We start from the raw sequence: 23898 nt of genomic DNA, 5'->3' as shown, positions 1-23898 counted from the left end.
CCTTCCGCTTGATGGCATGAACCATGGGCCTTGGAGGTCAGGCTGCCGTATTTACATAGTTTATGCAAATACCGCCATACCCCTTTTCTGGGAAAGATAGCCCAACGAATTTGCAGGTGCTATCGTTATCCCCCTCGCGGATGCAACACACCTTCCTTAGCCCTGTATTTTAACAAACATTATAATATAGGAAAGGAGAGACATTCGTCCCTCCTCCAATGTAAATTATATTAAGCCCTTGGCTCTTCACCAAACCATTTTTTATAAATCTCAGCATACTTACCATTCTCTTTTATCTTTTTCAACCCAGCATTAATATCCTCCAAAACTTTCTGCTTATCCTTAGGCACAGCAATACCATATTGCTCAGAAGACATGATATCGCCCACCATTTTCACATCTTTGTTCCCCTGTTGAATAAAATAAGCGGCAACCGGATAGTCAATAATAACCGCATTTGCAGCACCATTTTTCAATTCCTGAAGGGCTTGATCAGCACCAGTAAAGTAAGTCACCTTGCCTTTATCGGTGGCTTTTTCAGCCTCCATGGCACCGGTAGTACCACTCTGTACAGCAATGGTCTTACCTTTTAAGTCCGTAATACTCTTTACATCATTCTTGCTGGTCTGCACAACAACAATTTGCCCGGCTTTATAATAAGGTTCACTAAAATTAACTGCCTTTTGGCGATCGGGTGTAATCGTCATGGCAGTAGCAGCACAGTCAATCTGACTGCTCTGCAATGCAGGAATAATGCCGTCAAAGGCCATACTCTGAAACTCCAATTGATAACCCATTTCCTCTGCAAGGGCTGCAATCAGATCCAGGTCAAACCCCACATACTGCCCACTGGCATCAGCAAACTCAAAGGGCGGAAAAGTTGCATCCGCAGCAGCCACTAACTTCTTCTTACCACCATCCTGGGCAGGTGACTTGGCTTCCTCCTTACCCGTACAACCTACCGCTGCCAAAGCCAAGGTAAGAATAGCCAGGCAAATTATCCCATACTTAAATACCCTCTTCAATACTACTTCCTCCCTAGAGTTATTCTGTTTTTATCAGACAAGACAAAATTCGACAAATTATTACACACTCCTTCTTATGATCTGCAAATCCCATAAGAAATATTCCCTTGGGGGACAAGGGGACAGGTTAAGACCATTGAAAAAGGAAGCACAAGGGGACGGTTCTTTTGTGTTGTTCCATAGAGCAACACAAAAGAACCGTCCCCTTGTGCTCTGTACTCTCTTGGCCAACTGAAAAGCGACAGAGAGAATTTCCCCCTGTCGCTCTTTGCTATTTCATTTGTTTTTCTACTACCTGGTGCACGGTGTCAATGGCTTCCTGTAATTTTTCTGGGTTTTTGCCCCCTGCTTGGGCCATGTCTGGACGACCGCCGCCGCCACCGCCAACCATTTTGGCAATTTCTTTCACTAAATTACCAGCATGCAATCCCTGACCATGGAGGTCTTTGGTCACAGCCGCCACTAAATTCACCTTTTCACCGGCGGTACTTCCCAATAGGATCACACCACTGCCCATTTTATCCCGGAGCATGTCCACCATACCCCTTAAATTGTCCATATCCGGGGCTGCTACCACGGAGGCCAGCACAGACACTCCCTTTACTTGCTTAATGCTGCCTAAAATATCCTGCACCTCGGACTTAGCTAGTTTCGTCCTGAGTGCCTCAATTTCTTGCTCCAGGGCTTTGTTCTGCTGAACCAGGGCCTCTGTACGGCGTACCACTTCCTGTACCGGGCTTTTAATCACAGCAGCGATTTCTTCTAGTTGTGCTTCCTTGGCCCCAAGGTATTTTAATACACCAAGGCCTGTCACTGCTTCAATCCGGCGCAGCCCGGCACCAACACTGGTTTCATTAAAGATTTTAAACAGACCCACTTCGGCAGTGGACGTTAAATGCGTACCACCACAAAGCTCCAGGCTGAATTCACCCATTTTGACTACTCGCACCTGCTTGCCATACTTTTCACCAAAGAGAGCTGCTGCTCCCATTTCCTTGGCCTTGGCCAAAGAAGTTTCAAAGGTTTCGATGGAATAATTAGCTAATACAGCTTGGTTGACAATCTCTTCTATGCGTAGAAGCTCTTCCGGGGTCACAGCTGCATAATGGGTAAAATCAAAGCGCAGGCGATCTGGCTCTACCAGGGAACCGGCTTGATTAACATGTTCACCCAACACTTCTTTTAGTGCTTTATGTAATAGGTGAGTGGCTGAGTGGTTCCTGGCAGTGTCTTGACGCCTTGGTTGCTCAACCTTAACCTTCACCGAGTCGTGCCTCTTGAGTACACCGGAGAGCACCTTGCCACGGTGCACAATTAAACCCTCAACTGGCTTGTTAACGAAGCTAACTTCAACTGACAGGTCGGGTCCTATTAACATGGCATGGTCTGTTATCTGGCCGCCGGACTCTGCATAGCAGGGGGTAACATCCAGGATGATTTCTACTTCCTCACCAGCCACTGCGGATAGCTCTTGCAAGCCATCTTTCAAAATCGCCATGACGTTGGAATCTGTATCTAAGGTACTATAACCGTTAAATCTAGTATCGCCTAACTCTTCCCGTAAGGCCTTATACAAAACACCCCGTTCAGAGATGTACTCAATTTCCTGCCGAGCACTGCGAGCCCGCTTGCGTTGTTCTTCCATGGCGGCATTAAAGCCATCCTCATCCACCGTTAACCCCTGTTCAGCGGCAATTTCCTGGGTAAGTTCCAGGGGGAAACCAAAGGTATCATATAGCCTAAAGGCATCATTACCAATTATTTCACTGGCTCCGCTGGCCTTGGCCTCACTAATCAAGGTAGCAAGGATATCACTGCCTGCGGCCAGAGTTTCCAAAAATCTTTCTTCTTCTGTATGGATTACCCTTATTACATGGCCACTCTTTTGCTTCAGTTCGGGATAGGCATCCTGCATTTGCTCAATGATTGCCTGGGAAACCTTATAAAGAAAGGGTTCATGCACCCCTAAGACTCTGCCAAAACGAACGGCCCGACGCAGCAAACGACGGATTACATAACCACGCCCCTCGTTGCCAGGTAAAGCACCATCGCTAACCGCAAAGGTAACTGCCCGACAGTGATCGGCAATTACTTTTAAAGCTAAATCCGTGTCCGCAGCTTGGCCATATTTATGCCCTGCCAGATTGGCTGTAAAATCCATAATTTCCCTAAAAATATCGGTGTCAAAGTTAGAGGCTACACCCTGCAGTACGGACGCAACACGCTCCAGTCCCATGCCTGTGTCAATACCTTTGCTTTCTAGAGGAGAATAATTTCCCTCTTCGTCCCGGAAGAACTGGATAAAGACAAGGTTCCAAATTTCCAGGAAACGGTCACAATCGCAGCCCACCTGACAATCTGGGGCACCGCAACCCCTGGCTTCCCCTAAATCCACATAGATTTCTGAACAAGGGCCGCAGGGACCAACACCAATCTCCCAGAAGTTGGTATCCTTTCCCAGGCGAACAATTCGTTCGGCAGGTACACCCACCGTCTTATGCCAGATTTCAAAGGCCTCATCATCATCTTGGTAGATGGTAATCCATAATTTATCCTGGGGTAAATTCAGTTCCTTGGTAATAAATTCCCAAGACCAAGGAATGATGCTTTCTTTAAAATAATCACCAAAGGAGAAATTCCCCAACATCTCAAAAAATGTATGGTGTCTGGCTGTACGCCCAACTGACTCAATATCCGGTGTGCGAATACATTTCTGGCAGGTTGTTACCCTTTTATATTCCGGTACGGCTTGTCCCGTAAAGTAGGGTTTGAAAGGTACCATACCTGCAGCAGTCCAAAGAATACTCGGATCATTATGAGGTATCAGTGAAGCACTGGGCAAAATTTGATGGGCATGCTGCTCAAAAAATTTCAGATATTTCTCCCTAATCTCTCTTCCGGTCAACAATTTATATTACCTCCTGTTTGGTGAATAAACCAGGTTAATCGGCATCTTACTACATTATCCTTCAAATATTTATATTATAGCAATTTTATCTAGTGGTCAAGCTAGCGAAGGTGCTTATACACGTTCGTTCAAACTTTTTAGATTTCTTTTCTCTCTAAATTAATTTTTGCCAGACAAAGGAAATCATTATTTTTACCATGGCCGCCAGGGGAACCGCCAATAGCATACCTCCAATGCCAAATAAATGGCCCCCAGCCAGTAAGGCCACAATGATGGCCAGGGGATGTAAACCAACCCGCTGCCCTAAAATTCTAGGAGAAATAATGTTGCCCTCTAATTGCTGAATAATAAAAACAATAACCAATACCTTAAGGACCATCCATTTCGAATGCAACAGTGCCATTGCCAATGCCGGCACAGCACCAATTAGGGGACCAAAATAGGGGATTAGTTCCGTAACTCCTGCTATAATACCAAGCATAGCAGCAAATTCAAGGCCAATCAGCATAAAGGACAGGCTAGTTAAGACACCAATGATCAGCACTACCGTCAAATGTCCCCTGATAAAACTAGCAAAAACAAAGTCTATTTCTTTAGCCAGATAAAAAACATCAGCCGCTATTTCCTTAGGAATAATGGATCGTGCCCAACTTTTCAGCAGATCCAAATCTTTCATTATGTAAAAGGCCAAAACGGGGGCTAATACAACATTAAAAAGGTTACTCAGGATGGTCATCAGTAAATCGATTGATTTTCGAACCACAGCCAATAGCTGTGACTCAACCCAGCGAATTCTTTCATCTACAATCTGCTGCACCCCGGGAGGCACGGAACTGTGGTCAAAGGAATGTTGAATGTTTAGTACCATTAACTTCACTCGGTCTGTGTAAAGGGGAATACTTTCAACCAGCCTTTCCAATTGGTTAACCATTCTAGGAACACCATACATGAGCAAGCTGGTAACAATAATGATGACACCCAAATATAAAATTAATATGGCTGCAACCCTGGAGGCGCCCCGTCTTTGCATACGGTCAACCATAGGGTTTAACATATATACCAACACAACGGCCAAAATAAAAGGGACAAATAGTCCTCGGACGAGATAGAGAAAATATAGAATAAGTGAAATTAACAAAGAAAGAAAAAGATAACGATAGGTACACTTTTCCTTCCACCAGGCCATAGTTTCCTCCTTCGAGCTAAAATAATGGGTCAATGCCCGGTAGTTAGAAAAGCTTGGCTCGTTTGCCCTTAAGGGTGCGCCATACCCTAAAGGGCATCACCTAAAGGTCCCAGGCAAGAGCCTATAGCGCACCCTCTTTAGGGCACAAGCGAGCCTTAGCTTTTCTGTCCTGATAAGGTGCCGACCAGCGGCATGAGAGTCTTATACGATCATCCTTACAATCGGATGCTTTCTGATTAGTATAAAAAAGTGAGGACCGATGTCCCCACTACTTTCATTTACCTGATTATATCATTTACTTTTCTGGACATACCCTTCATCATCCTTTGGGCACGACGACTGGCATTACGGGTACTATTCATTATTAATCGTTCTGGCTTGCGTTGTGGTTTAAATACCATGCCCAGTGCAGCACCAAGCAGACTGCCAGTAATAACTCCCCGCCAAAATCCCATCTTTAACTCACCCCCTAGGACTTAATACAGGCCTGTATTGTGTGGGTCAAAGGAAACCAAACTGCCATCTTCAGCCACTTCGAAAACATCTACACCTTCTCTGTTCATACGGTATTCCACACAGCAGTCCCAGCAATAATACTGATCAATGCCAACTTTTCCGGTGGCTTTACCTCCACAAACCGGGCAATTCACTTTATAGGGCCCCCTTAGCTAACTAAAATCTGCTGTAACTATTATTACCATGTAATCAAGTAATCATGCACTTAACAAAAATTTTAATCGAAGATAGCCAAATTTCTTAAATTAAAGGAATTGTCTAAACTTTTGTATAATTAAAACCATTAACTCATTCCACTTATACACAGAGGTGCTAAGCATGAATGTATTTAAATTTGTGTCCCCGGAAATTATCTTTGGCCCGGATACCATCTGGGAATGTGGTATCCATGCCGTGCGTTTGGGAGCCAAGCGTGTCTTTGTGGTAACCGATAAAGGGGTACGTGCCAGTGGATGGTTGACTTGTGTATTGGAAAGTTTGGCTAAGAACGGTTTGGAATATGTCGTTTGGGGAGATGTCTCCCCAAATCCTAAAGATTATGAAATCAATTGCGGCAGCATTCAATACATCGAAAATAGCTGTGATTCTTTACTGGCTGTGGGGGGAGGCAGTCCGATTGACGCGGCCAAGGCGGTGGCTTTGCTGGTTTCCAATGGGGGCAAGCTTTCGGAATATGAAGAAGTAGATAGTATTACCCGTCCCTTACCGCCCATTATTGCGGTTACCACCACAGCCGGTTCAGGCTCTGAGGTTTCCCAATTTTCCATCATCCTTAACGCACCGGAAAAAAGAAAAATGACCATTGTCTCCAAATCCCTCATACCCTACGTTTCCATTCATGATCCTAATCTTCTAGAAACCCTAAGCAATCAGTCCATGATTTATTCCGGGGTACATGTTTTGACCCATGCGATCGAGTCCTATGTCTCAAAGGGTGCCACCCCCATGACGGATTTATTTGCCATCAATGCCATCAAGCTGTCAGCCAATAGTTTACGTCAGGTCAAGGGTGGTTCCCGCAGCAAAGAGTTAAACCACTGCCTGGCCATGGCCAATCTCAATGCCGGACTGGCTTTTTCCAATGCAATTTTAGGAGCAGCGCATGCCATCACCCATCAGATTAGCGGTTGGTTTGACATACCCGCAGGAATTGTAGATGCCGTGCTGTTGCCCCATGTGGTAAAGTACAACTTGTCAGCCAATCGGGTAAAATATTCCAATATTACGGAAGCCCTGGGGGAAAATATTACTTCCATCGAAGATGGCTCCGATCGGGTTATTGATGCCATCGCGAGTTTATTTAGAGAACTGGAATTACCGGATAAGCTTTCTGATTTGCATGTTAATCTAAATCTCTATCCCATCCTTGCTCAGAATATAATTAAAGACATTTGTTTAGTGGCCAATCCTAAGCAAATGGAATTAAATGATGTCATCGCATTACTAAGAAGGGCTTATTGATATGGATAAAACAGCGTTAAACGAAAAGCTATTAACAAAGTTAACGGGTGTACGATCTACTCGACTTAATCATTATGTTGAACTGAGAAAGACCATCGAAGAAGTAACGAAACAAAACAAAAGATTAGAAATCATCAACGAAATTGCTCGCAACATCACGGTGGCCATGTCCTATGAGGAAATTATTGATCGGACAGCGGAACCACTGAAGGAAGTAATATCTTATGATTTGCTTAGTTTTTGCTTATTGGAAGGAGAACAGCTGATCATTAAGTCTGGCATACCCAAGGATCAGGTCATCCTAGGGGTTGGAACTGTACTAATTAGAGAAAACTCCGCACCCTGGCAAGCCATGGAGGAAAAGAGATGCATTATGCGTCAAAACATCTGGGAAGATCCAGAAGCGTGCAACGAAGATAAGGATTTAATGGCAGTGGGTATCCGTTCCGTAATTATGGCTCCTCTATTAATTAATGATACGGTGATTGGTACACTGAATTTTGGCAGTAAAAAAACCAATGCTTATTCTCCAAATGATTTTATATTTGCCCAGCAATTAGCTGACCAATTGGCGGTATGTTTACAAAACAGCAGGCTTTATCTGGAAGTTCTGAAAAGGCAGGAACAATTGGTGCAAACGGCAAAGCTTGCCGCAGTGGGGGAAATGGCCGCGGGTGTTGCCCATGAGCTCAATAGCCCTCTGACAGCCATTTTGGGGGATGCTCAACTCTTATTAAGAAGACTTGACCAGGAACATCCCGGCTACCACCTATTAGCGGATATTAAAAATTGTGGGACCCGATGCAAAAGGATTATTCAGAGCTTATTAGCTTTTTCCAGGCAGGAACCTTATTCTAAAGATCAAATTTCTCTCAACGAGGTGGTAGAGAACAGCTTGGCTTTGGTCTCTTACCAGATCGAAAAAAATAATACGAGTATTCATACGGACCTTTGCCACGCTTTGCCGCTCGTACTGGGTAATAAGCAACAATTGGAGCAGGTGCTGGTCAATTTTCTACTTAACGCCAAGGATGCCTTGCGTTCCTTGGACCAAGGGGTGATTACCATTCGTACGGGTTGTTCACCTCGGGAAGCTGATACAAAGGAAGTGGTTGTTTCCGTTCAGGATAATGGCTGCGGCATAGAACCAGAAACGATGGGTAAACTCTTCAACCCCTTTTTCACCACCAAGGAACTTACCAAGGGCACCGGACTTGGCTTATCCGTTAGTTTAGGTATTGCCAGAAGTCATGGGGGAAGGATTGTTGTACAAAGTGAACCAGGTCAAGGCAGCACCTTTCGTCTCATTATTCCATATGGCCTAAGGGGGGAGAATAATGGGTAAACCAGTTAAAGTATTGGTGGTTGATGATGAAGTGGAGGTTTGTAATTTCTTTCAATTCCTTCTTGCAGAGAAAGGGTATGAAGTTGTTACCGCCTACTCCGGCAAGGAACTACCTGCCAAGCTTCTCATGCATACCTTTACCTTGGCTTTTGTGGATTTAAGATTAACGGATACGGATGGCATAAAGATATTAGAACAACTTAAAGTCCAACAGCCGGACTGTCGGGTTATCATCATGACAGGTTACAGTACCGTAAAAACAGCTGTGGATGCCATTAAGCTGGGTGCCTATGATTATATTGAAAAACCCTTTGATGACATTACAGATTTAGAGCAACTAATTGCCACCGCGTTGGAGGATCATCAAAAAGCCTCCTTACCAATCGAAGGTTTTGTAGAAGAACTTCAGAAAAACGGCATCATTTGTTCACCAAACAGTCCCTTATTAAATACCTTAACCTTGGCGAAAAAGATTGCTGCAAAAAACATTACCGTACTGATTCAGGGCGAAACAGGTGTTGGAAAAGAGGTTGTGGCTCGCTATCTGCATAGCCAAAGCCTGCGGGCAACGAACCCCTTCATTGCAGTAAACTGTGCTGCATTCACTGAAAATTTATTAGAAAGTGAACTTTTCGGGCACGAAAAGGGTTCCTTTACCGGAGCAACCGGTGTGCGCAAGGGGATTTTCCAAATTGCCAATGGAGGTACCTTGTTATTAGATGAAGTGGGAGATGCCAGTTCAGCCATTCAAGTCAAGCTCTTACGAGTTTTGGAAAACGGGGAATTTTTACCTGTGGGGGGTGAAAAATTTAAGAAGTCGGATGTCCGGGTCATTGCGGCTACCAATGTTCCATTAAAAGATGCAGTGGCTAACAAGCACTTTCGTGAGGATCTTTTTTATCGATTGAATGTAGTAACATTGGATATCCCACCCTTACGAGAGCGAATCTGTGATATTGAGCTTTTAGTTCGCCATTTTATGTGCAAATTTTATGGTCTGGAAAATGGCGAAGCGCTAAAAATAGAGCCAGCCGCCTTCGAACGGCTGCTGCATTACCCTTGGCCGGGTAATGTGAGGGAATTAGCCAATGTGATGGCCCGGGCAACGGCATTGGCAGAGAAGGGCATCATTACAGCAGAGACACTACCTGATCAACTGAGATTTCCAGGAGATCATAAATCTTATGCACAGCTCCATTTATCAGCGGGGGAAGATGTGGAGGAAATCGTGCAGGAATTTTCCTCTATTTTAGGTGACCGCCTGGCCCAGCATCCCATAGACCTTAATGATTTGAGCAAAAAGTTAAAGCATGCACAGTATGCTATTATCAAAAGAGTGGTTCAGGAAGGTTTAGCTAGAGTGCAGGGAAACCGTGTAGAGGCTGCTCATCAGATGAACTGCACCATCCGGGTTTTAAGGTACTATTTAAATGAGAGAGATTGAAGTTTAGCATGGGCCGATAAATCGGCCCATGCCGTTTTTTGGTCCCTTTTTATTGAGTTGAAACATAAGGAATCTTACCTAAACAAGCCATAAATCTATATATTCACTCAATTGAGTATTTTGCGACAATTGGCATAGGAATTGCTTTACTAATTACTAGATAAATTTGATCAAGGCTAAATTGTTCAACAAAAGCACTTTAGTTTTTGAGCGTGGTTAAACAAAGGAGGTAGTGTCGTGTTAAAAGATTACGTACTGGCCACATCGGTAGCCGAAGCCTTGGAAGTTCTCAAAACCTATGACGGGAAGGCCAGGGTTATTGCCGGCGGTACCGACGTCTTGCTGGATCTCAATGCCGGTAAACTGTCTGTCGATTGCCTGGTTGATGTGACGAGGGTTGCTGAATTAAAAAAGCTAGAGAACATGGCTGGGCAAATTGTCATTGGTGCTGCGGTAACCCACAGTGAAGTAAAAAAATCCGATTTAATCCAAAGCAACGCCCCCCTGTTGGCTGATGCCTCTGGGTCAGTTGGCTCCCTGCAGATTCGCAATACCGCTACGGTGGTAGGTAACGTTTTAAACGCACAGCCCGCAGCGGATGCTGCTGTGGCACTGGTTGCCCTGGGTGCTGAGGTAGAAATCCAAGACCCTTCGGGTACCACTTATCGACCCGTCCAAGAACTGTATGCAGGCGTGGGCAAAACCACGATTGATTGTACCAGACAAGTAGTAACCGCCGTAAAATTTCCTGCCTTAAAACCGGGACAAGGTTCCTCCTTTGTTAGACTGGCCCAGCGGGGTGCCTTGGCTCTGCCCATGCTAAACGTAGCGGTTGTGCTTTCTCTGCAAGAAGAAAAAATTGAATGGGTTCGTATTGTTATGGCACCCGTAGCCCCGCAGCCCTTGCGTGCCAGCATGGCTGAAAAAATACTGCAGGGGCAGGTTGTTACAACGGAACTGATCCGCTCAGCGGCTAAAGCAGCCTGTGCTGAGTCAAGTCCCCGGGATAGTGCAATACGCGGTTCTGCTGAATACAGAAAGGAAGTTTTAGAAGTTATCGTCAGACGGGCGTTGGAAAAGGCCCTTGCTGCGGCTCAATAAATTGATTGTAAGGACATTCATTCGATAGGGAGGTATAACGATGCAAAAAAAAGTCTTGCAATTTAAGCTTAACGGGGAATCCTTGGCGGTTCTGGTTTCCCCTGCTGACACATTAGTTGATGTCTTACGAGATCAACTTGGTTTAACCGGCACCAAAAAGGGTTGCGGTAAAGGTGAATGTGGGGCCTGCACCGTAATTATGAACGGTAAAAGTGTCAACTCCTGTATCATTCCCGCTTTACAGGTTATGGATGCTGAAATAGAAACCATTGAGGGTATTGGCAAACCCGAAAAATTACACCCGTTACAGGAATCCTTTATTGATTTAGGTGCCATTCAATGCGGCTTTTGCACGCCGGGAATGATTATGTCAGCTAAAGCATTGTTAGATATTAATCTTTCCCCAACCACAGCGGATATTAAAGAGGCCATTGCAGGTAACATCTGCCGCTGTACCGGCTACACCAAAATTGAAGAGGCTGTGTTGGCTGCCGCTGATAAAATGAAAATTAAAGAGGATCGGTAAGGGAGGGAAAAGAATTGAAAAAAGATTATGCCGTGGTAGGCAAGAGTGTACGTAAATTGGATGCGATGGAAAAAGCCCTCGGTACAGCCACCTATACCACTGATATAAAGCTGCCAGGTATGTTGTACGGCAAGGTTTTACGGAGTCCTCACCCCCACGCCAAAATTGTCAAAATTGATACCCATAAAGCGGAAGCACTGCCGGGTGTCATGGCTGTGGCTACCCATTTGAATACACCCAAGGTAAAATTTAATACATCGGCTACCTCCACCTTCACGATCCCACCCCTACAGCCAGTTGAAGATCAGTATATTTTTGATTCGGTGGTTCGATATGTAGGTGATGAAGTGGCTGCGGTGGCTGCGGTTTCTAAAAGTGTTGCCGCGGCAGCCTTAAAGCTCATTGAAGTGGAGTACCAGTTATTACCCGCTGTGTATGACCCGATAGAAGGCATGCAGGAGGGTGCGCCGGAAATTCATCACTGTGAGGTTGGTAAGAATATTCCCGGCGAAAAAATTCATATGGAAATGGGTGATATTGAAAAGGGGTTTGCAGAAGCAGACTATGTTTTTGAACATACCTTTAAGCTCCCGGTACAAAAGCAAGCCCAACTAGAGACCCAAGCAGCGGTTGCCCAGGTGGCTGTGGATGGCAAAGTAACCGTGTGGTCCACCACCCAAACACCCCACCCAACCAGAAGGATTTTAGCTACTATTTTTAGTTTACCCTATAGCAAAGTGCGTGTGTTAAACCCACCCTATATCGGGGGTGGTTTCGGTGTACGGATTGGTTTATCTGCTAAAGCCGAGCCCATTGCTCTGGCCCTGGCTATGCTGGCTAAAAAACCAGTAAAAGTTGTTTATGATCGGAAAGAAGATTTTACCTCTTCGGATACCCGTCACTCCGGTTATATTACGGTAAAAACCGGTGTAAAAAAGGATGGTATCTTTACTTCTCGTAAAATATCAGCTACCCTTAATACAGGTGCTTATTGCAGTTGGGGTGCGGAATTGCCCGGTGTGTTAGGTGCTATGGGCTTATCCCTGTACTATTGCCCCAACCAAATGTATGACGGCCATAGTGTCTACACCAATATTACACCAGCCGGAGCCATGCGTGGCTTTGGTAGTCCCCAGGCCATTTATGCGGTAGAATCTCAAATGGATATTATCGCAGATGAACTGGGCTTTGATCCTATCGAAATGAGACGCAAAAATATCATGCGTCCAGGTAAGGACTGGGTACTGCCCTATCCATGCCTTAGCTCTGGTTTGGAAGAGTGCATGGATCGGGGTGCGGCAGAAATAGATTGGCAGCGCAGGGGAAAACCAACCCAGCAACACAGTACGAAACGCAGAGGAATTGGCATGGCTGCGGGTACTCACGTCTCCAACTCCTGGCCCTTCTGTGTTGACTATTCCAATGCCTATGTAACCGTGCAACAGGATGGTTCGATTCACCTGGCCAGCGGTGTGCCAGATATGGGTACCGGCACCATAACCACCCTGAGCCAAATGGCTGCAGAAGTAATGGGCGTCGCGTTGGATCAAGTTGGTATTACTATTGCTGATACCGAATCGACCCCCTTTGAAATTGGCAGTCACGCCAGCCGTACCTGTTATGCTTCCGGTACTGCCGTAGTGGCGGCAGCGGAAGATGCTAAAAAACAAATTCTTGAAGATGCGGCTAAAACTTTAAACACCAGTCCGGAAGATTTGTATATTGCAGATGGTATTGTATATTCACGATCTAATTCGGAACTAAAGCTCCCCTTAAGTAAGGTAGCGGTAGAAGCCCACTTACGCGGTAAACAGTTTATTGGTGTGGGGAGAATTATTCCTAAGAATGCACCGCCTTATTTGGCTCACTTTGCTGAGGTAGAAGTAGATATTGAGACAGGAAAAGTAACCGTCCTTAAAATGGTTGCCGCCCACGATGTGGGGAAGGCCATCAATCCAGTCATTGTGGAGGGGCAATTAGAGGGCGGTTTGGCCATGGGCTTAGGCTATGCCATTAGTGAAGAAATTAAATTCGATGGCAAGGGTACACCATTAAATGATGGCTTTCATAAATATATGCTGCCTACAGCCGTGGACATCCCTGAATTGAAAGCAATTATCGTGGAAGCAAATGACCCCAGCGGCCCCTTTGGTGCAAAGGGGGTTGGCGAAACAGGTTTGATCGCCACTGCTGCTGCCATTTCTAATGCTGTTTACGACGCCCTCGGAATCCGCTTCTTTGAGATACCGTTAACGGAGGAGCGGGTCTACAAGGCTCTTAAAGAACGTAAGTAATCAAATATTAAAAAAGGGGCACCTTTTATTCAGGCAGGTGCCCCTGCCTATTACAGCTTGAGAGAGACAAGTAAAAATCAAATCGGATATCCTTGCTGTAGAAAACGCTATAGGAACCGAGATTATTCTGGTCTCCGGCGGCATGTCGGTGGACCCAGGCTGTAACACCTCTGGACATTCGTCAATCTGGTGCTGAGGTGCGGGGGATGAATGGATGTATTTATTGAAAGGTTGATTTAAATGGACAACATTGTACTGGTTAAAGGGGCGGGTGATTTAGCCACAGGTGTTGCTTATCGATTGCATAAATGTGGCATGTCCGTTGTGCTTACAGAAATACCTCGGCCAACGGTGGTAAGGCGCAGCGTTTCCTTTGCCGAGGCAGTATTCGAGGGCAGTCATACCGTGGAAGGAGTTACCGCCAAGTTGGTACAGCATTGGCAGGAGGCTCAAGCTTTGCTGGAACATCAACAAATACCCTTATTAATTGATCCCAATGCTCAAGATGCCCTTAAACTAAAACCAGCCGTACTGGTAGATGCCATCATGGCTAAACGCAACACCGGTACTCAAATAACCGATGCACCCATCGTGCTCGGTCTGGGGCCGGGTTTTGTTGCAGGTGTAGATGTTCATGCCGTGGTAGAAACAAATCGCGGGCATTACTTAGGCAGATTATTACGAAGGGGAACAGCCGAACCCAATACCGGGGTACCCGGTCCAGTAAATGGTTATACCAATGAACGTTTATTAAGGGCACCGGCGGAGGGTACATTTGTTTCTTGTGTAGCCATTAACAGTACCGTACAAGCCGGCGATATCTTAGGTTATGTAGCGTCTCAACCAGTAATAGCAGAAATTAATGGTATCCTGCGGGGGTTAATTAAGGATGGTATTTTTGTTCATAAGGGCATGAAAATTGGCGATATTGACCCGCGGTGCGAAAATAGACATTGTTATACCATTTCAGACAAAGCATTGGCCATAGCTGGGGGAGTGTTGGAAGGAATTCTATATTTTAAAAACAATTCAGTTGCGAAGGAATAAGAGAGGTTCCAACGGCCTGCGGAATAATAACTTAAAATGGTGTGACGAAACCTTGCTTGGGCCCGTCATTATTTTAAATAGCCCCTCACAACAGTGGTGCTGAAATCCATCAGCCATCGGGGTCATCGAGGAGGATTTTGATGAAAAAAATTATCACCACACTCATAACCTGCTGTTTCATCTTGGGCATCACCACCGGCGTATGGGCTGAAGAAGCCAATGAAGTTACCTTTCCAATGAACGCTAAAAAGTATATCGTTAATGGAAATGATAAAATGATGGATAGTACCACCTTTACCGAAGCCGGTAGAATCTACGTCCCCTTTCGTTATTTAGGTTACAGCCTGGGTGCCGACGAAAAAGAGGTTTCCTATGACGCCTCCGGCAACACAGTTTCTCTTCAGCTAAATGGCCAAGCCATTGTGGCCACCCTAGGCAGTAAAATCCTTCAGGTTAATCATATTGATGTCCGGATGGACGTTGCACCCCTCTTGCGCAATGGTCGTGTCTATCTGCCCGCCCGTTACATTGCCGAAGCGCAGGGGTATACTGTCCGCTGGGACGCCAACACCAATAGCGTCTTGCTCTCTAAAGAAGCTCTCTCAGAAAACCAGCCCCAGATTACCACCAAAAAAATTCAATCTGAAACGGATACATTAATCGTAGATATGGAACTACCCGTTATTCGTGGTTTGAAAAATACAGAATTGCAGGAGTCCTTAAATAAAGAAATTCTGCTTAACGCCACCCAAAACCAAGCAGACCATGAAAAACAAGCCCTGGAAGATAAATTAGCCTCACAGTCTGGTGAATATCCCTATCGAACCCATTCCTTGTATTATAAGTATCAAACCTTTCCAACCAAAGATATGCTTGCTTTGATCATTATGTCCAGCGATTATACCGGCGGTGCCCATGGCAGCAACTACCGACAATACATTAATATCGACGTCAAAAATGGCAAACGAATCACTCTCAAAGAATTATTCAAGGATGATGTTGATTACAAACAAATCATTAATCGAGAAGTGGCCAAACAAATTAAGGCCAGTGAGGAAAGGGGCGAATCGTTCTTTTTCCAGGGAGATCTGGCCTTTAAAACCATTCGTGATACCCAGGGCTTCTATATCAAGGGAGATAATCTAGTAATTTGCTTTGATCAATATGAAATTGCACCTTATGCCTCTGGTTTTCCGGAGTTTGAAATCCCCCTTAGTCAATTAAAGTCCTACCTGCATGTAACATAAAAACACAAATGGGTCAGACTTGAACAATTCAAGCCTGACCCAATTTTTTATTTTAATTTTTTTTCAATGGTCCCGCCGCCCACTAAATAATCGCCTTGATAGTAGACAACTGCTTGTCCTGGCGTGATGGAGCGTTGGGGGTTTTTAAAAACTACCTTGACCAAGCCATCCCCAATGGGTTCAATAACAGCCGGGGAAGGTTTACTATTGTAGCGAACCTGGGCCTCCAATTCTCGTGGCTCTGTAAGGTCTGCAAAGAGGATGAAATTATTTTCTGAGGCAATTAGTTCGGTGCCCCAGATGGCATCCTCCGGACCCACTGTCACTACATTATTGACCGGGTCAATATCCACCACGTAGATCCTTTCTCCTGTGGCCAAGCCAAGTCCCCTGCGCTGTCCAATGGTGTAAAAGGGAATTCCTTTATGCTCACCAACAACATTGCCGGCTAAATCCTTAAAGGGACCTGGCTGGATGCCACCCTGGAAACGCTCGTCCAGGAAATTACGGTAGTTATTATCGTGCACAAAACAAATTTCCTGACTCTCCGGTTTGGAGTAAGTGGGCAGTCCCAAATCCTTTGCGATGGCCCGCACCTGTTCCTTGGTATAATCAGCCAAGGGCATCAGTGTATGGGCAATTTGATCCTGTGTAAAGCTATACAGGACATAAGTTTGATCCTTTTTCTCATCCAACGCCTTACGTACGGTATAACGCTGGTACTCTTCACGATAGCCCAATCTGGCATAGTGGCCGGTGGCAATGTAATCAAAACCCATCTGTCTGGCCTTTTGTAATAAGGCCTCAAATTTTACAAAACGATTGCAAGCGATGCATGGGTTTGGTGTACGCCCTTGAAGGTATTCGTCAACAAAGTACTGAATGACCTTTTTTGTAAAAAGGTCCCTGAAATTAAGCACGTAATAGGGAATACCAAGGACATCTGCTACCCTGCGGGCATCATCCACAGCCGTCAGGGAACAGCAACCTACATAATCGTCCCCCACCACTGTGACTTCGGGGTCCCATATTTGCATGGTTACACCAATAATATCATAACCCTGCTGTTGCAAAAGTGCGGCGGTGACCGAACTGTCCACCCCGCCACTCATTGCTACCAGAACTCTTCTTTTGGTTGCCAAAGGGCATCACCTACGCATTTTGTTTTTTCATGTAGTCTTCAATGGCTGCCTTTAAAGCATCTGCAGCTAAGTTGGAACAGTGCATCTTGGCTGGGGGCAGCCCTTCCAAAGCTTCTGCCACGGCCTTATTGGTAATTTTCAGGGCCTCATCAATGGTTTTGCCCATGGCCATTTCGGTTACCATGCTGCTGGTGGCAACGGCCGCGCCACAGCCAAAGGTTTTAAACTTGATATCTTTTATAACATTATCCTCAACCTTAAGGGTTATTTTCATGATGTCACCGCAACTGGGATTGCCAACCTGACCGGCACCATCGGGATTCTCAACTTCACCAACATTACGTGGACTGGTAAAATGATCCATAACCTTTTCAGAATACATAATTAAGTACCTCCTCATTCCCCATTCAAAATATTTTTAGTATTCCTCTTCAAACTCCCCATGGTCATGGTGGTGATCATCATGTACTGTGCAGGTACTGCAAGCACAGGGATTGCATCCCTCGCCAAGTGGGGACATTTCTCTTAATCTCTCAATGATTGGGGGCAGTACTTCCAAGAAATATGCCGCATCTTCTTCCGTATTGTCTTTACCCATGGTCAAACGCAGGGACCCATGGGCCACTTCTTGGGAAAGCCCGATGGCAGTTAACACATGGGAAGGTTCCAATGAACCGGAAGTACAAGCAGAGCCACTGGAAATAGCAATGCCCTTCATATCCAGCATTAATAGCATGGATTCCCCTTCAATAAAGCGGAAGCAAAAGCTCACATGGTTGGGCAGGCGTTCCTGTGGGTGACCGGTCAAGATGGTATTGGGGATTTTATCCAGTACCTCTTTAATCATACGGTCTCTGTACTTGCTTAAACGTTCCGCATCAGCATGCATTCTCTCGGTTGCCAGTTCAATGGCTTTACCGAGACCCACGATGCCCGCCACGTTCTCAGTGCCCGGGCGACGCCGACGTTCCTGCCCGCCACCGTAGGTAATGGGCTGCCAGAAGGTTCCCCTGCGAATATACATGGCAGCAATACCCTTGGGACCATAGATTTTATGTCCGGATAAGGTAAGTAAATCTACTCCCAATTCATCCACATTGACGGGGATCTTGCCCACACTTTGCACCGCATCTGTATGGAAAAGAATCTTTTTGGCCTTGGCAACTTCACTGATCTCACGGATGGGCATGATGGTACCAATTTCGTTGTTGGCATGCATCACGGAAATTAAGATCGTTTTATCCGTAATGGCATCGGCAACCTGTTGGGCTGTCACCCTGCCGTACTCATCTAAGGGCAAAACCGTTATCGAGAAGCCTTCTCTCTCCAGTTGTTTACAGCAGGCCAAAACCGCACTGTGCTCCGCTGCGGTGGTAATAATATGATTGCCCTTTTGGCGATTGGCATAGGCAACGCCACGTATGGCCATGTTATCCGATTCTGTACCGCTGCTGGTAAAGGTAATTTCCCCTACACTGGCAGCACCAATGGCTGTGGCTACCTGTTGCCGGGCTTTTTCAACTGCTTTGCGAGCTTCACGTCCAAAGGCATGGATACTGGAGGGATTACCAAAATGCTCGGTTAAGTATTTCATCATCTCTTCGACAACGGCAGAATCCACCGGAGTAGTTGCCGAATGGTCGAAATAAACTTTTCTCATAATTTGCTCCTCCTTGATTACCTTGAGTACTTGTTTGCCTTGAATATGTATTACGACTTCGTTATATTATCTTGAGCCTTTTGCGCTTCCAAGCACATATCCTCCAGGGTAATGGAATCTAATACCTCTGCTATACTATCTCTTACCCTGGCCCAAATATCCCTTGAGATACAATAATTTTCCTTTTCGCAATAGGTCGGTTCAAATTCACTGACACAATCCAGTGGTGCGATTGGGCCTTCCAAGGCCCGAACAACATCCCCAACCTTTATATCGGAGGGAGGCTTGGCCAATATATAACCGCCCTGTGCGCCCCTAATACTTTTTACCAGGCCCATTTTTCGTAAAACCGCAATTAACTGCTCTAGGTAGTGTTCAGATATATTTTGCCGCTCTGCCACTACCTTTAAGGGGATTGGCTCGGACCCGTAATGCATCGCTAGGTCAAACATTGCCTTTAGTCCATAATGCCCCTTTGTGGACAGCCGCAAGCTACATCCCCCCTTACTAATCCCTAGTAAACCACTCGGTTTTCTGGGTTTATAATAACATGTTATTTTTTTACTTGTCAATATTAATTCCGACCAAAATGCTCAAGATTAAAACGGAGGAAATCTAATAGGATAAAATAACACTATTTTGGTGTTTTTATGCAGAAAAGTTCAATAGTCGTTGTTAGTAATTTGGCTCTTTCCTGAAAATGGCCATGCCTTGGGCATTACGCCCTCCGCTATGTCATCCTTCGCTGTTGCTCAGGATGACAAAAACCTGCTAACAGCCAACGGCTAACTCCCTGACCACCGCCCCGGCCATGACCAGACCGGCTGCTGCCGGAACAAAGGATATACTGCCAGGTGCCAGGGAATTATTTTGCTGTTCCGAGCCCACATTCGACTTGTATTGTTTTGTTTTAGGTGTGAGGGGGGATTCCGTGGAAAAAACAACCTTGATCCCTTTATGGATATCATATTTTCTCAATTCCCGGCGAACAACCCTGGCCAAAGGATCTACGGAGGTTTCTGAAATATCTGCCACCCGAAAGGCTGCCGGGTCTAGCTTATTGCCTGCACCCATGCTGGATATTACAGGTATATTCTGTTGATAACATCTTTGAATAATGTCAATTTTTCCCGTTACATTGTCAATGGCATCCACCACATAGGAATAGCCCCCTGCTAAAAGCTCATCACCCTTCTCCGGGGAGTAAAAGAGCCGGAGGGGATTCACCTTGGCACCGGGATTAATGAAGCGAACCCTGTCTGCCATTAAGTCTACTTTAAACTGCCCAACGGTGTTGTCCATGGCATGTAACTGACGATTAATGTTGGTAATATCCACCGTATCAAAATCCACCAGCGTTAACTCACCAACCCCAGCCCGGGCCAGGGCTTCCACTGTATAGGAACCAACTCCGCCGATGCCAAAAACAATCACCTTGGCTGCTGCCAGCTTGGCTAAGCCCTCTTCCCCTAGCAGCATTTCTGTTCTGGAAAATCGATGTTCTTTCACCGGTACCTCCTAAGACAAATTAATTTGGCAGGTATTTCGGAAAGGTTACGGTAAAGGTACTTCCCTCACCTGGCCTGCTATTTACTAGAATCGTTGCCTGATGTTGCTCGGCAATCCACTTGGCAATGGCTAACCCTAAGCCACTCCCCCCTACGGGACGAGATTGATCGGACCGATAAAAGCGTGAAAAAATCTGTGCCAATTCACTTGGTTCAATACCGATGCCCGTATCTTTGACCTGAATTTGTACCCCGTCAGGGGTACAATGTACTAAAAGTTCCACACTACCCGGTCTCATTGTATACTTAAAGGCATTATCCACTAGTATAAGTATCAGTTGCTTGACATAATCAGGGTCTGCCAGAATCATGCTGGCACGACAATCTTCCGCCAGGGAAATCTTAAAATCTAAGCCCTGGGCTAATAGCTTAGCCTGTCTCCCCACCTGTTGGACAAGCTTCTCCAGGGCCACCGGCTTTAGCGGCAGAGTAAGTCCCGCATCCGCACGGGCCAGCACCAACATGTCTAACACCAACCGACTCATTCGTTCCGCTTCCGAGGCAATATCGTCCATTGCCTCCTGCCGAATAGCCGGGTGCTGGTCACCCATTCTCCTTATTAAATCGATGTTCCCCCGAATGGTAGTTAACGGGGTTTTTAACTCATGGGAAACATCGGCCACAAATCTTCTTTGTGCCTCATGGGACTCTGCCAACTTTTGATAGGCTATTTCCAGGCTATCCAACATATTATTTAAAGTTTCCACCAACCGCCCCAGTTCATCCTTTGGCCCTTGATAGGCAATACGTTGCTGTAAATCTAAATGATGGCGAATGGAGGTTGCGGTTTGGGAAATATCCTCCACCGGCCTCAGGGCTGCCCGGGCTAACCACCAGCCAATCGTTCCTGCGGCTAGAATCATCAAACCACTCATAAACCAGAGCAGCCATCTAAGTCTGGTCAAAGCTGCCTGTACCCCCGAAAAGGGTTGTCCCACTTGCAGCAAGCCCACAACCCTATTTTCGGCCAACAGGGGGTAGTTATAAATGCGCATCCTTTGGTTACCTAATTCAAGCCAGCCGTAGAAACTCTCGCCATTCTTTGACTGCTGCAGGGTTGCCCTACTCAGGGGTAAATTATTGTTAAACAAATTACTCGATTTTGCCACCAAGTTACCATTTATATCCACTACTTGCAAGTAAGTATTGGGATAACCAAATACATCAACATCGGGTAAGACAAATTTTTGCGGCTTTAGCAAACCAGGTTCTACCACCTTAATCGAACGTATCACCCCGACGGCCCGACCCGCTAAATCACGATCGATTTCCTGCGCCAGACTATAGGAAAGGAAGGTATAAATGATGATGGAGAAAGCGATTAGGGTTAGGCTGACAACCGTACTGTACCATAACGTAAGTTTAAGTCGGATGGTCATTACCCCTGCTCCTTTAGGACATAGCCAACTCCCCGGACAGTCTGGATTAGTCTAGACCCGTGGTCTTCTATCTTTTGGCGCAGCATATTAACATATACTTCCAGAACATTGGAGCCTCCGGTAAATTCCAAACCCCAGACCCGGTCGATTATTTGCTCCCTGGTTAATACCTGGTTCGGGTGACGCATCAACAGTGCCAGCAAATCAAACTCCCTGGGAGTAAGGATCAGTAAATTACCTGCCCGGCGCACCTCCCTGGCCTCTAAATCGATTTTTAGGTCAGAAAACTGCAATACCCTTTGGGCAGTTGTCCCCCTTCTGAGCAAAGCCTGTACACGGGCCATTAGCTCTGCCAATGCAAAGGGCTTCCCTAAATAATCATCGGCCCCTAAATTTAGGCCCTTTACTTTATTCTCTACCTCATCCCTGGCACTAAGGATTAAAATAGGGGTGAAATTTTCTTTTCTAAATTTCTGACATATCTCCCAACCATCCAAACCAGGTAACATGATATCCAAGATCAATAACTCCGGGGGGCTGGCCTTGACCATATTCATGCCAGTATAACCATCATTCGCTACCTCCACCCGGTATCCCTCGTAGGTTAAAACCCGCCGCAGCATTGCTGTAATTTTCGGGTCGTCATCAATTACCAAGATTCTGGCACCCATTAACTCCCCCCACTTTGCCTTTAATAATTGTTACCTTTGGCTGCTCTTATCCCCCATTATTACCTCAATTTGCCTCATTTGTCCAGAACGGATAATTCCTAGGGAAACCTTTTCACCCACCTGGGAATCAGCCACCGCATCGAGCAAATCCTGGGTTGTAGCAATCGCTTTTTCTTTAAACTTGACGATTACATCCCCCTGCCTTAGACCAGCGACGCTGGCGGGGCTATTCGGGGTAATACCGGAAACGGTGACACCACTTTGATTCTGCGCAGCTTGCATATTTACTCCTAAATAGGGGTGTGCCACTGTCCCCTTGGTGATCAATTGATTGTATACGTCCACTACCGTTGTTGCAGGAATGGCAAAGCCAATCCCTTGGGCCTGGACATTTACGGCCGTATTAACTCCCACCACTTCTCCTTGCAAATTAATTAATGGCCCACCGGAATTACCCGGGTTAATGGAGGCATCGGTTTGTAAGAGGTTGCGGAAATTATGGTCTTCTATACTTATGGGCCTTCCTTTCGCACTGATAACGCCCACCGTAACGGTATGATCCAAACCGTAAGGGTTGCCAATGGCAATAACCCAATCCCCTACTTCCGCTTGGTCCGAGTTGCCCAGTTTAAGGGTATTTAATTTGTTGTCAGGGTTAATTTTCAAAACGGCTAGATCCAGTTCCCTATCCGCCCCAATTACTTTGGCCGGATAACTCTGATTGCTTGTTAAGATAACCTCAATTTGGGAAGCACCTTCAATAACATGGTTATTGGTTATGATATAGCCGTCTTCAGAAACAATAAAGCCAGAACCCATTCCCCTTTGTACCTGTGTACTAGGCATGACCTGGTTACCAAAGAACTGCCTGAAAAAGGGATCATTTAAGTAAGGGTTGGCGTTGACATTGGTTTGTATTATCGTTTCAATTTTTACCACTGCCGGCGCGGTTTGTTTTACCACATCGGAAATATTGGCTGGCCGGATCAGCCCCTCTGTTTGCTGCTCAGCCATGGCTGGCCGATTGACGATGGCAAGCAGGTCTGATCGATTACTTGAAAAGTGGATACCAATGACAAACAACAAAACCACCAGTCCTAATTTAGCCAAAACAGCTCCATAGTTTTTGTTATGCATATCCTTTTCCTCCCTCATTTGTTCTATCCTCATCCTAACGCTGCAACCTTAAATGATCCTTAAAAACGGGAGAAATAAAAAAACACCCTCAAAGGTGTTTTAACCTGACTTTTGCAGTTAAATGGATAAAAAACTAGCCCGAAACCCTATAACTAAAGGGTTTCGGGCTGTTTTGCTTTTTCTGAAAATCATAGCGTATTTTTACCCTTTTTGGTACCGGCAAAAACTTTTTTTATTTCTC

The 23898-nt window shown here is 45.7% G+C and carries 21 protein-coding genes; 8 read left to right on the top strand and 13 right to left on the bottom strand.

All coding sequences use genetic code 11. The features are described from left to right. Positions 1-230: 230 nt before the first annotated feature. From AC1U9Z_RS09760 to AC1U9Z_RS09740, 5 genes are all read right to left on the bottom strand, one after another. A complete protein-coding gene (locus AC1U9Z_RS09760) occupies positions 231-1025 on the bottom strand; it encodes a basic amino acid ABC transporter substrate-binding protein (protein ID WP_479957283.1) in 795 nt (264 codons plus the stop codon). Positions 1026-1296: 271 nt separating this feature from the next. Further along, positions 1297-3930 carry an alanine--tRNA ligase gene (alaS, locus tag AC1U9Z_RS09755; protein WP_479957342.1) on the bottom strand — a complete coding sequence of 878 codons (2634 nt, stop codon included), beginning with the start codon at positions 3928-3930 and terminating at the stop codon, positions 1297-1299. Between the two features lie 157 nt (positions 3931-4087). Beyond that, on the bottom strand, positions 4088-5119 hold the full coding sequence (locus AC1U9Z_RS09750; RefSeq protein ID WP_333531222.1) for an AI-2E family transporter: 1032 nt from the start codon (positions 5117-5119) through the stop codon (positions 4088-4090). A 278-nt stretch (positions 5120-5397) separates the two neighbouring features. Continuing rightward, positions 5398-5574: a YtxH domain-containing protein gene (locus AC1U9Z_RS09745; protein ID WP_333531221.1), complete on the bottom strand. Its 177-nt coding sequence runs from the start codon at positions 5572-5574 to the stop codon at positions 5398-5400. 21 nt (positions 5575-5595) lie between these two features. Further along, a complete protein-coding gene (locus AC1U9Z_RS09740) occupies positions 5596-5769 on the bottom strand; it encodes a hypothetical protein (protein ID WP_333531220.1) in 174 nt (57 codons plus the stop codon). Positions 5770-5953: 184 nt separating this feature from the next. On the opposite strand from AC1U9Z_RS09740, the gene AC1U9Z_RS09735 reads away from it, so the two are divergent. From AC1U9Z_RS09735 to AC1U9Z_RS09700, 8 genes are all read left to right on the top strand, one after another. Further along, on the top strand, positions 5954-7096 hold the full coding sequence (locus tag AC1U9Z_RS09735; protein ID WP_479957282.1) for an iron-containing alcohol dehydrogenase: 1143 nt from the start codon (positions 5954-5956) through the stop codon (positions 7094-7096). A 1-nt stretch (position 7097) separates the two neighbouring features. Beyond that, positions 7098-8441, top strand: a complete 1344-nt coding sequence (locus tag AC1U9Z_RS09730; protein WP_479957281.1) for a GAF domain-containing sensor histidine kinase — start codon at positions 7098-7100, stop codon at positions 8439-8441. Continuing rightward, a complete protein-coding gene (locus tag AC1U9Z_RS09725; protein WP_479957280.1) occupies positions 8434-9885 on the top strand; it encodes a sigma-54-dependent transcriptional regulator in 1452 nt (483 codons plus the stop codon). Before AC1U9Z_RS09730 ends, AC1U9Z_RS09725 begins: the two co-directional genes overlap by 8 nt. A 237-nt stretch (positions 9886-10122) precedes the next feature. Continuing rightward, complete coding sequence (locus AC1U9Z_RS09720; RefSeq protein ID WP_479957279.1) at positions 10123-10986, top strand: FAD binding domain-containing protein; 864 nt, start codon at positions 10123-10125, stop codon at positions 10984-10986. Positions 10987-11026: 40 nt separating this feature from the next. Then, entirely contained in the window at positions 11027-11512 is a 486-nt protein-coding gene (locus AC1U9Z_RS09715; RefSeq protein ID WP_333531215.1) for a (2Fe-2S)-binding protein, read from the top strand. A 14-nt stretch (positions 11513-11526) separates the two neighbouring features. Continuing rightward, positions 11527-13806, top strand: coding sequence for a xanthine dehydrogenase family protein molybdopterin-binding subunit (locus tag AC1U9Z_RS09710; RefSeq protein WP_479957278.1), 2280 nt, complete (start codon positions 11527-11529; stop codon positions 13804-13806). Positions 13807-14046: 240 nt separating this feature from the next. Next, the gene (gene yqeB / locus AC1U9Z_RS09705) at positions 14047-14853 is read left to right on the top strand and encodes a selenium-dependent molybdenum cofactor biosynthesis protein YqeB (protein ID WP_479957277.1); all 807 of its coding nucleotides are present in this window, start codon (positions 14047-14049) and stop codon (positions 14851-14853) included. A gap of 140 nt (positions 14854-14993) precedes the next feature. Next, positions 14994-16100: a stalk domain-containing protein gene (locus AC1U9Z_RS09700; protein ID WP_479957276.1), complete on the top strand. Its 1107-nt coding sequence runs from the start codon at positions 14994-14996 to the stop codon at positions 16098-16100. A gap of 47 nt (positions 16101-16147) precedes the next feature. On the opposite strand, the gene mnmA is transcribed toward AC1U9Z_RS09700, so the two are convergent. The 8 genes from mnmA to AC1U9Z_RS09660 all read right to left on the bottom strand — a co-directional run bounded on the left by mnmA (position 16148) and on the right by AC1U9Z_RS09660 (position 23657). After that, positions 16148-17242 carry a tRNA 2-thiouridine(34) synthase MnmA gene (mnmA, locus tag AC1U9Z_RS09695; RefSeq protein WP_479957275.1) on the bottom strand — a complete coding sequence of 365 codons (1095 nt, stop codon included), beginning with the start codon at positions 17240-17242 and terminating at the stop codon, positions 16148-16150. A gap of 10 nt (positions 17243-17252) precedes the next feature. Then, the gene (nifU, locus tag AC1U9Z_RS09690; RefSeq protein WP_479957274.1) at positions 17253-17624 is read right to left on the bottom strand and encodes a Fe-S cluster assembly scaffold protein NifU; all 372 of its coding nucleotides are present in this window, start codon (positions 17622-17624) and stop codon (positions 17253-17255) included. A gap of 36 nt (positions 17625-17660) precedes the next feature. Then, positions 17661-18902, bottom strand: a complete 1242-nt coding sequence (gene nifS, locus AC1U9Z_RS09685; protein ID WP_479957273.1) for a cysteine desulfurase NifS — start codon at positions 18900-18902, stop codon at positions 17661-17663. Positions 18903-18952: 50 nt separating this feature from the next. Next, positions 18953-19393, bottom strand: coding sequence for an RrF2 family transcriptional regulator (locus AC1U9Z_RS09680; RefSeq protein WP_479957272.1), 441 nt, complete (start codon positions 19391-19393; stop codon positions 18953-18955). 280 nt (positions 19394-19673) lie between these two features. After that, positions 19674-20381, bottom strand: coding sequence for a tRNA threonylcarbamoyladenosine dehydratase (locus AC1U9Z_RS09675; RefSeq protein WP_479957341.1), 708 nt, complete (start codon positions 20379-20381; stop codon positions 19674-19676). A 49-nt stretch (positions 20382-20430) separates the two neighbouring features. After that, entirely contained in the window at positions 20431-21849 is a 1419-nt protein-coding gene (locus AC1U9Z_RS09670) for a sensor histidine kinase (protein ID WP_479957271.1), read from the bottom strand. Next, on the bottom strand, positions 21849-22520 hold the full coding sequence (locus tag AC1U9Z_RS09665) for a response regulator transcription factor (protein ID WP_333531205.1): 672 nt from the start codon (positions 22518-22520) through the stop codon (positions 21849-21851). The genes AC1U9Z_RS09670 and AC1U9Z_RS09665 overlap by 1 nt, the downstream gene beginning before the upstream one ends. A gap of 30 nt (positions 22521-22550) precedes the next feature. Further along, positions 22551-23657, bottom strand: coding sequence for a S1C family serine protease (locus AC1U9Z_RS09660; RefSeq protein WP_479957270.1), 1107 nt, complete (start codon positions 23655-23657; stop codon positions 22551-22553). Between the last annotated feature and the right edge of the window lie 241 nt (positions 23658-23898).

The organism is Desulfotomaculum sp. (assembly GCF_982386235.1).
This window is presented reverse-complemented; position numbering and strand designations above follow the sequence as displayed.

Coding starts and splice junctions, on each gene's coding strand:
- AC1U9Z_RS09725 (WP_479957280.1), top strand. CDS start 8,434: ATGGGTAAACCAGTTAAAGTATTGGTGGTTGATGATGAAGTGGAGGTT.
- AC1U9Z_RS09700 (WP_479957276.1), top strand. CDS start 14,994: ATGAAAAAAATTATCACCACACTCATAACCTGCTGTTTCATCTTGGGC.
- AC1U9Z_RS09665 (WP_333531205.1), bottom strand. CDS start 22,520: ATGGGTGCCAGAATCTTGGTAATTGATGACGACCCGAAAATTACAGCA.
- AC1U9Z_RS09745 (WP_333531221.1), bottom strand. CDS start 5,574: ATGGGATTTTGGCGGGGAGTTATTACTGGCAGTCTGCTTGGTGCTGCA.
- AC1U9Z_RS09715 (WP_333531215.1), top strand. CDS start 11,027: ATGCAAAAAAAAGTCTTGCAATTTAAGCTTAACGGGGAATCCTTGGCG.
- nifU (WP_479957274.1), bottom strand. CDS start 17,624: ATGTATTCTGAAAAGGTTATGGATCATTTTACCAGTCCACGTAATGTT.
- AC1U9Z_RS09660 (WP_479957270.1), bottom strand. CDS start 23,657: ATGCATAACAAAAACTATGGAGCTGTTTTGGCTAAATTAGGACTGGTG.
- yqeB (WP_479957277.1), top strand. CDS start 14,047: ATGGACAACATTGTACTGGTTAAAGGGGCGGGTGATTTAGCCACAGGT.
- AC1U9Z_RS09670 (WP_479957271.1), bottom strand. CDS start 21,849: ATGACCATCCGACTTAAACTTACGTTATGGTACAGTACGGTTGTCAGC.
- AC1U9Z_RS09735 (WP_479957282.1), top strand. CDS start 5,954: ATGAATGTATTTAAATTTGTGTCCCCGGAAATTATCTTTGGCCCGGAT.
- nifS (WP_479957273.1), bottom strand. CDS start 18,902: ATGAGAAAAGTTTATTTCGACCATTCGGCAACTACTCCGGTGGATTCT.
- AC1U9Z_RS09730 (WP_479957281.1), top strand. CDS start 7,098: ATGGATAAAACAGCGTTAAACGAAAAGCTATTAACAAAGTTAACGGGT.
- AC1U9Z_RS09750 (WP_333531222.1), bottom strand. CDS start 5,119: ATGGCCTGGTGGAAGGAAAAGTGTACCTATCGTTATCTTTTTCTTTCT.
- AC1U9Z_RS09675 (WP_479957341.1), bottom strand. CDS start 20,381: ATGCTGCTAGGGGAAGAGGGCTTAGCCAAGCTGGCAGCAGCCAAGGTG.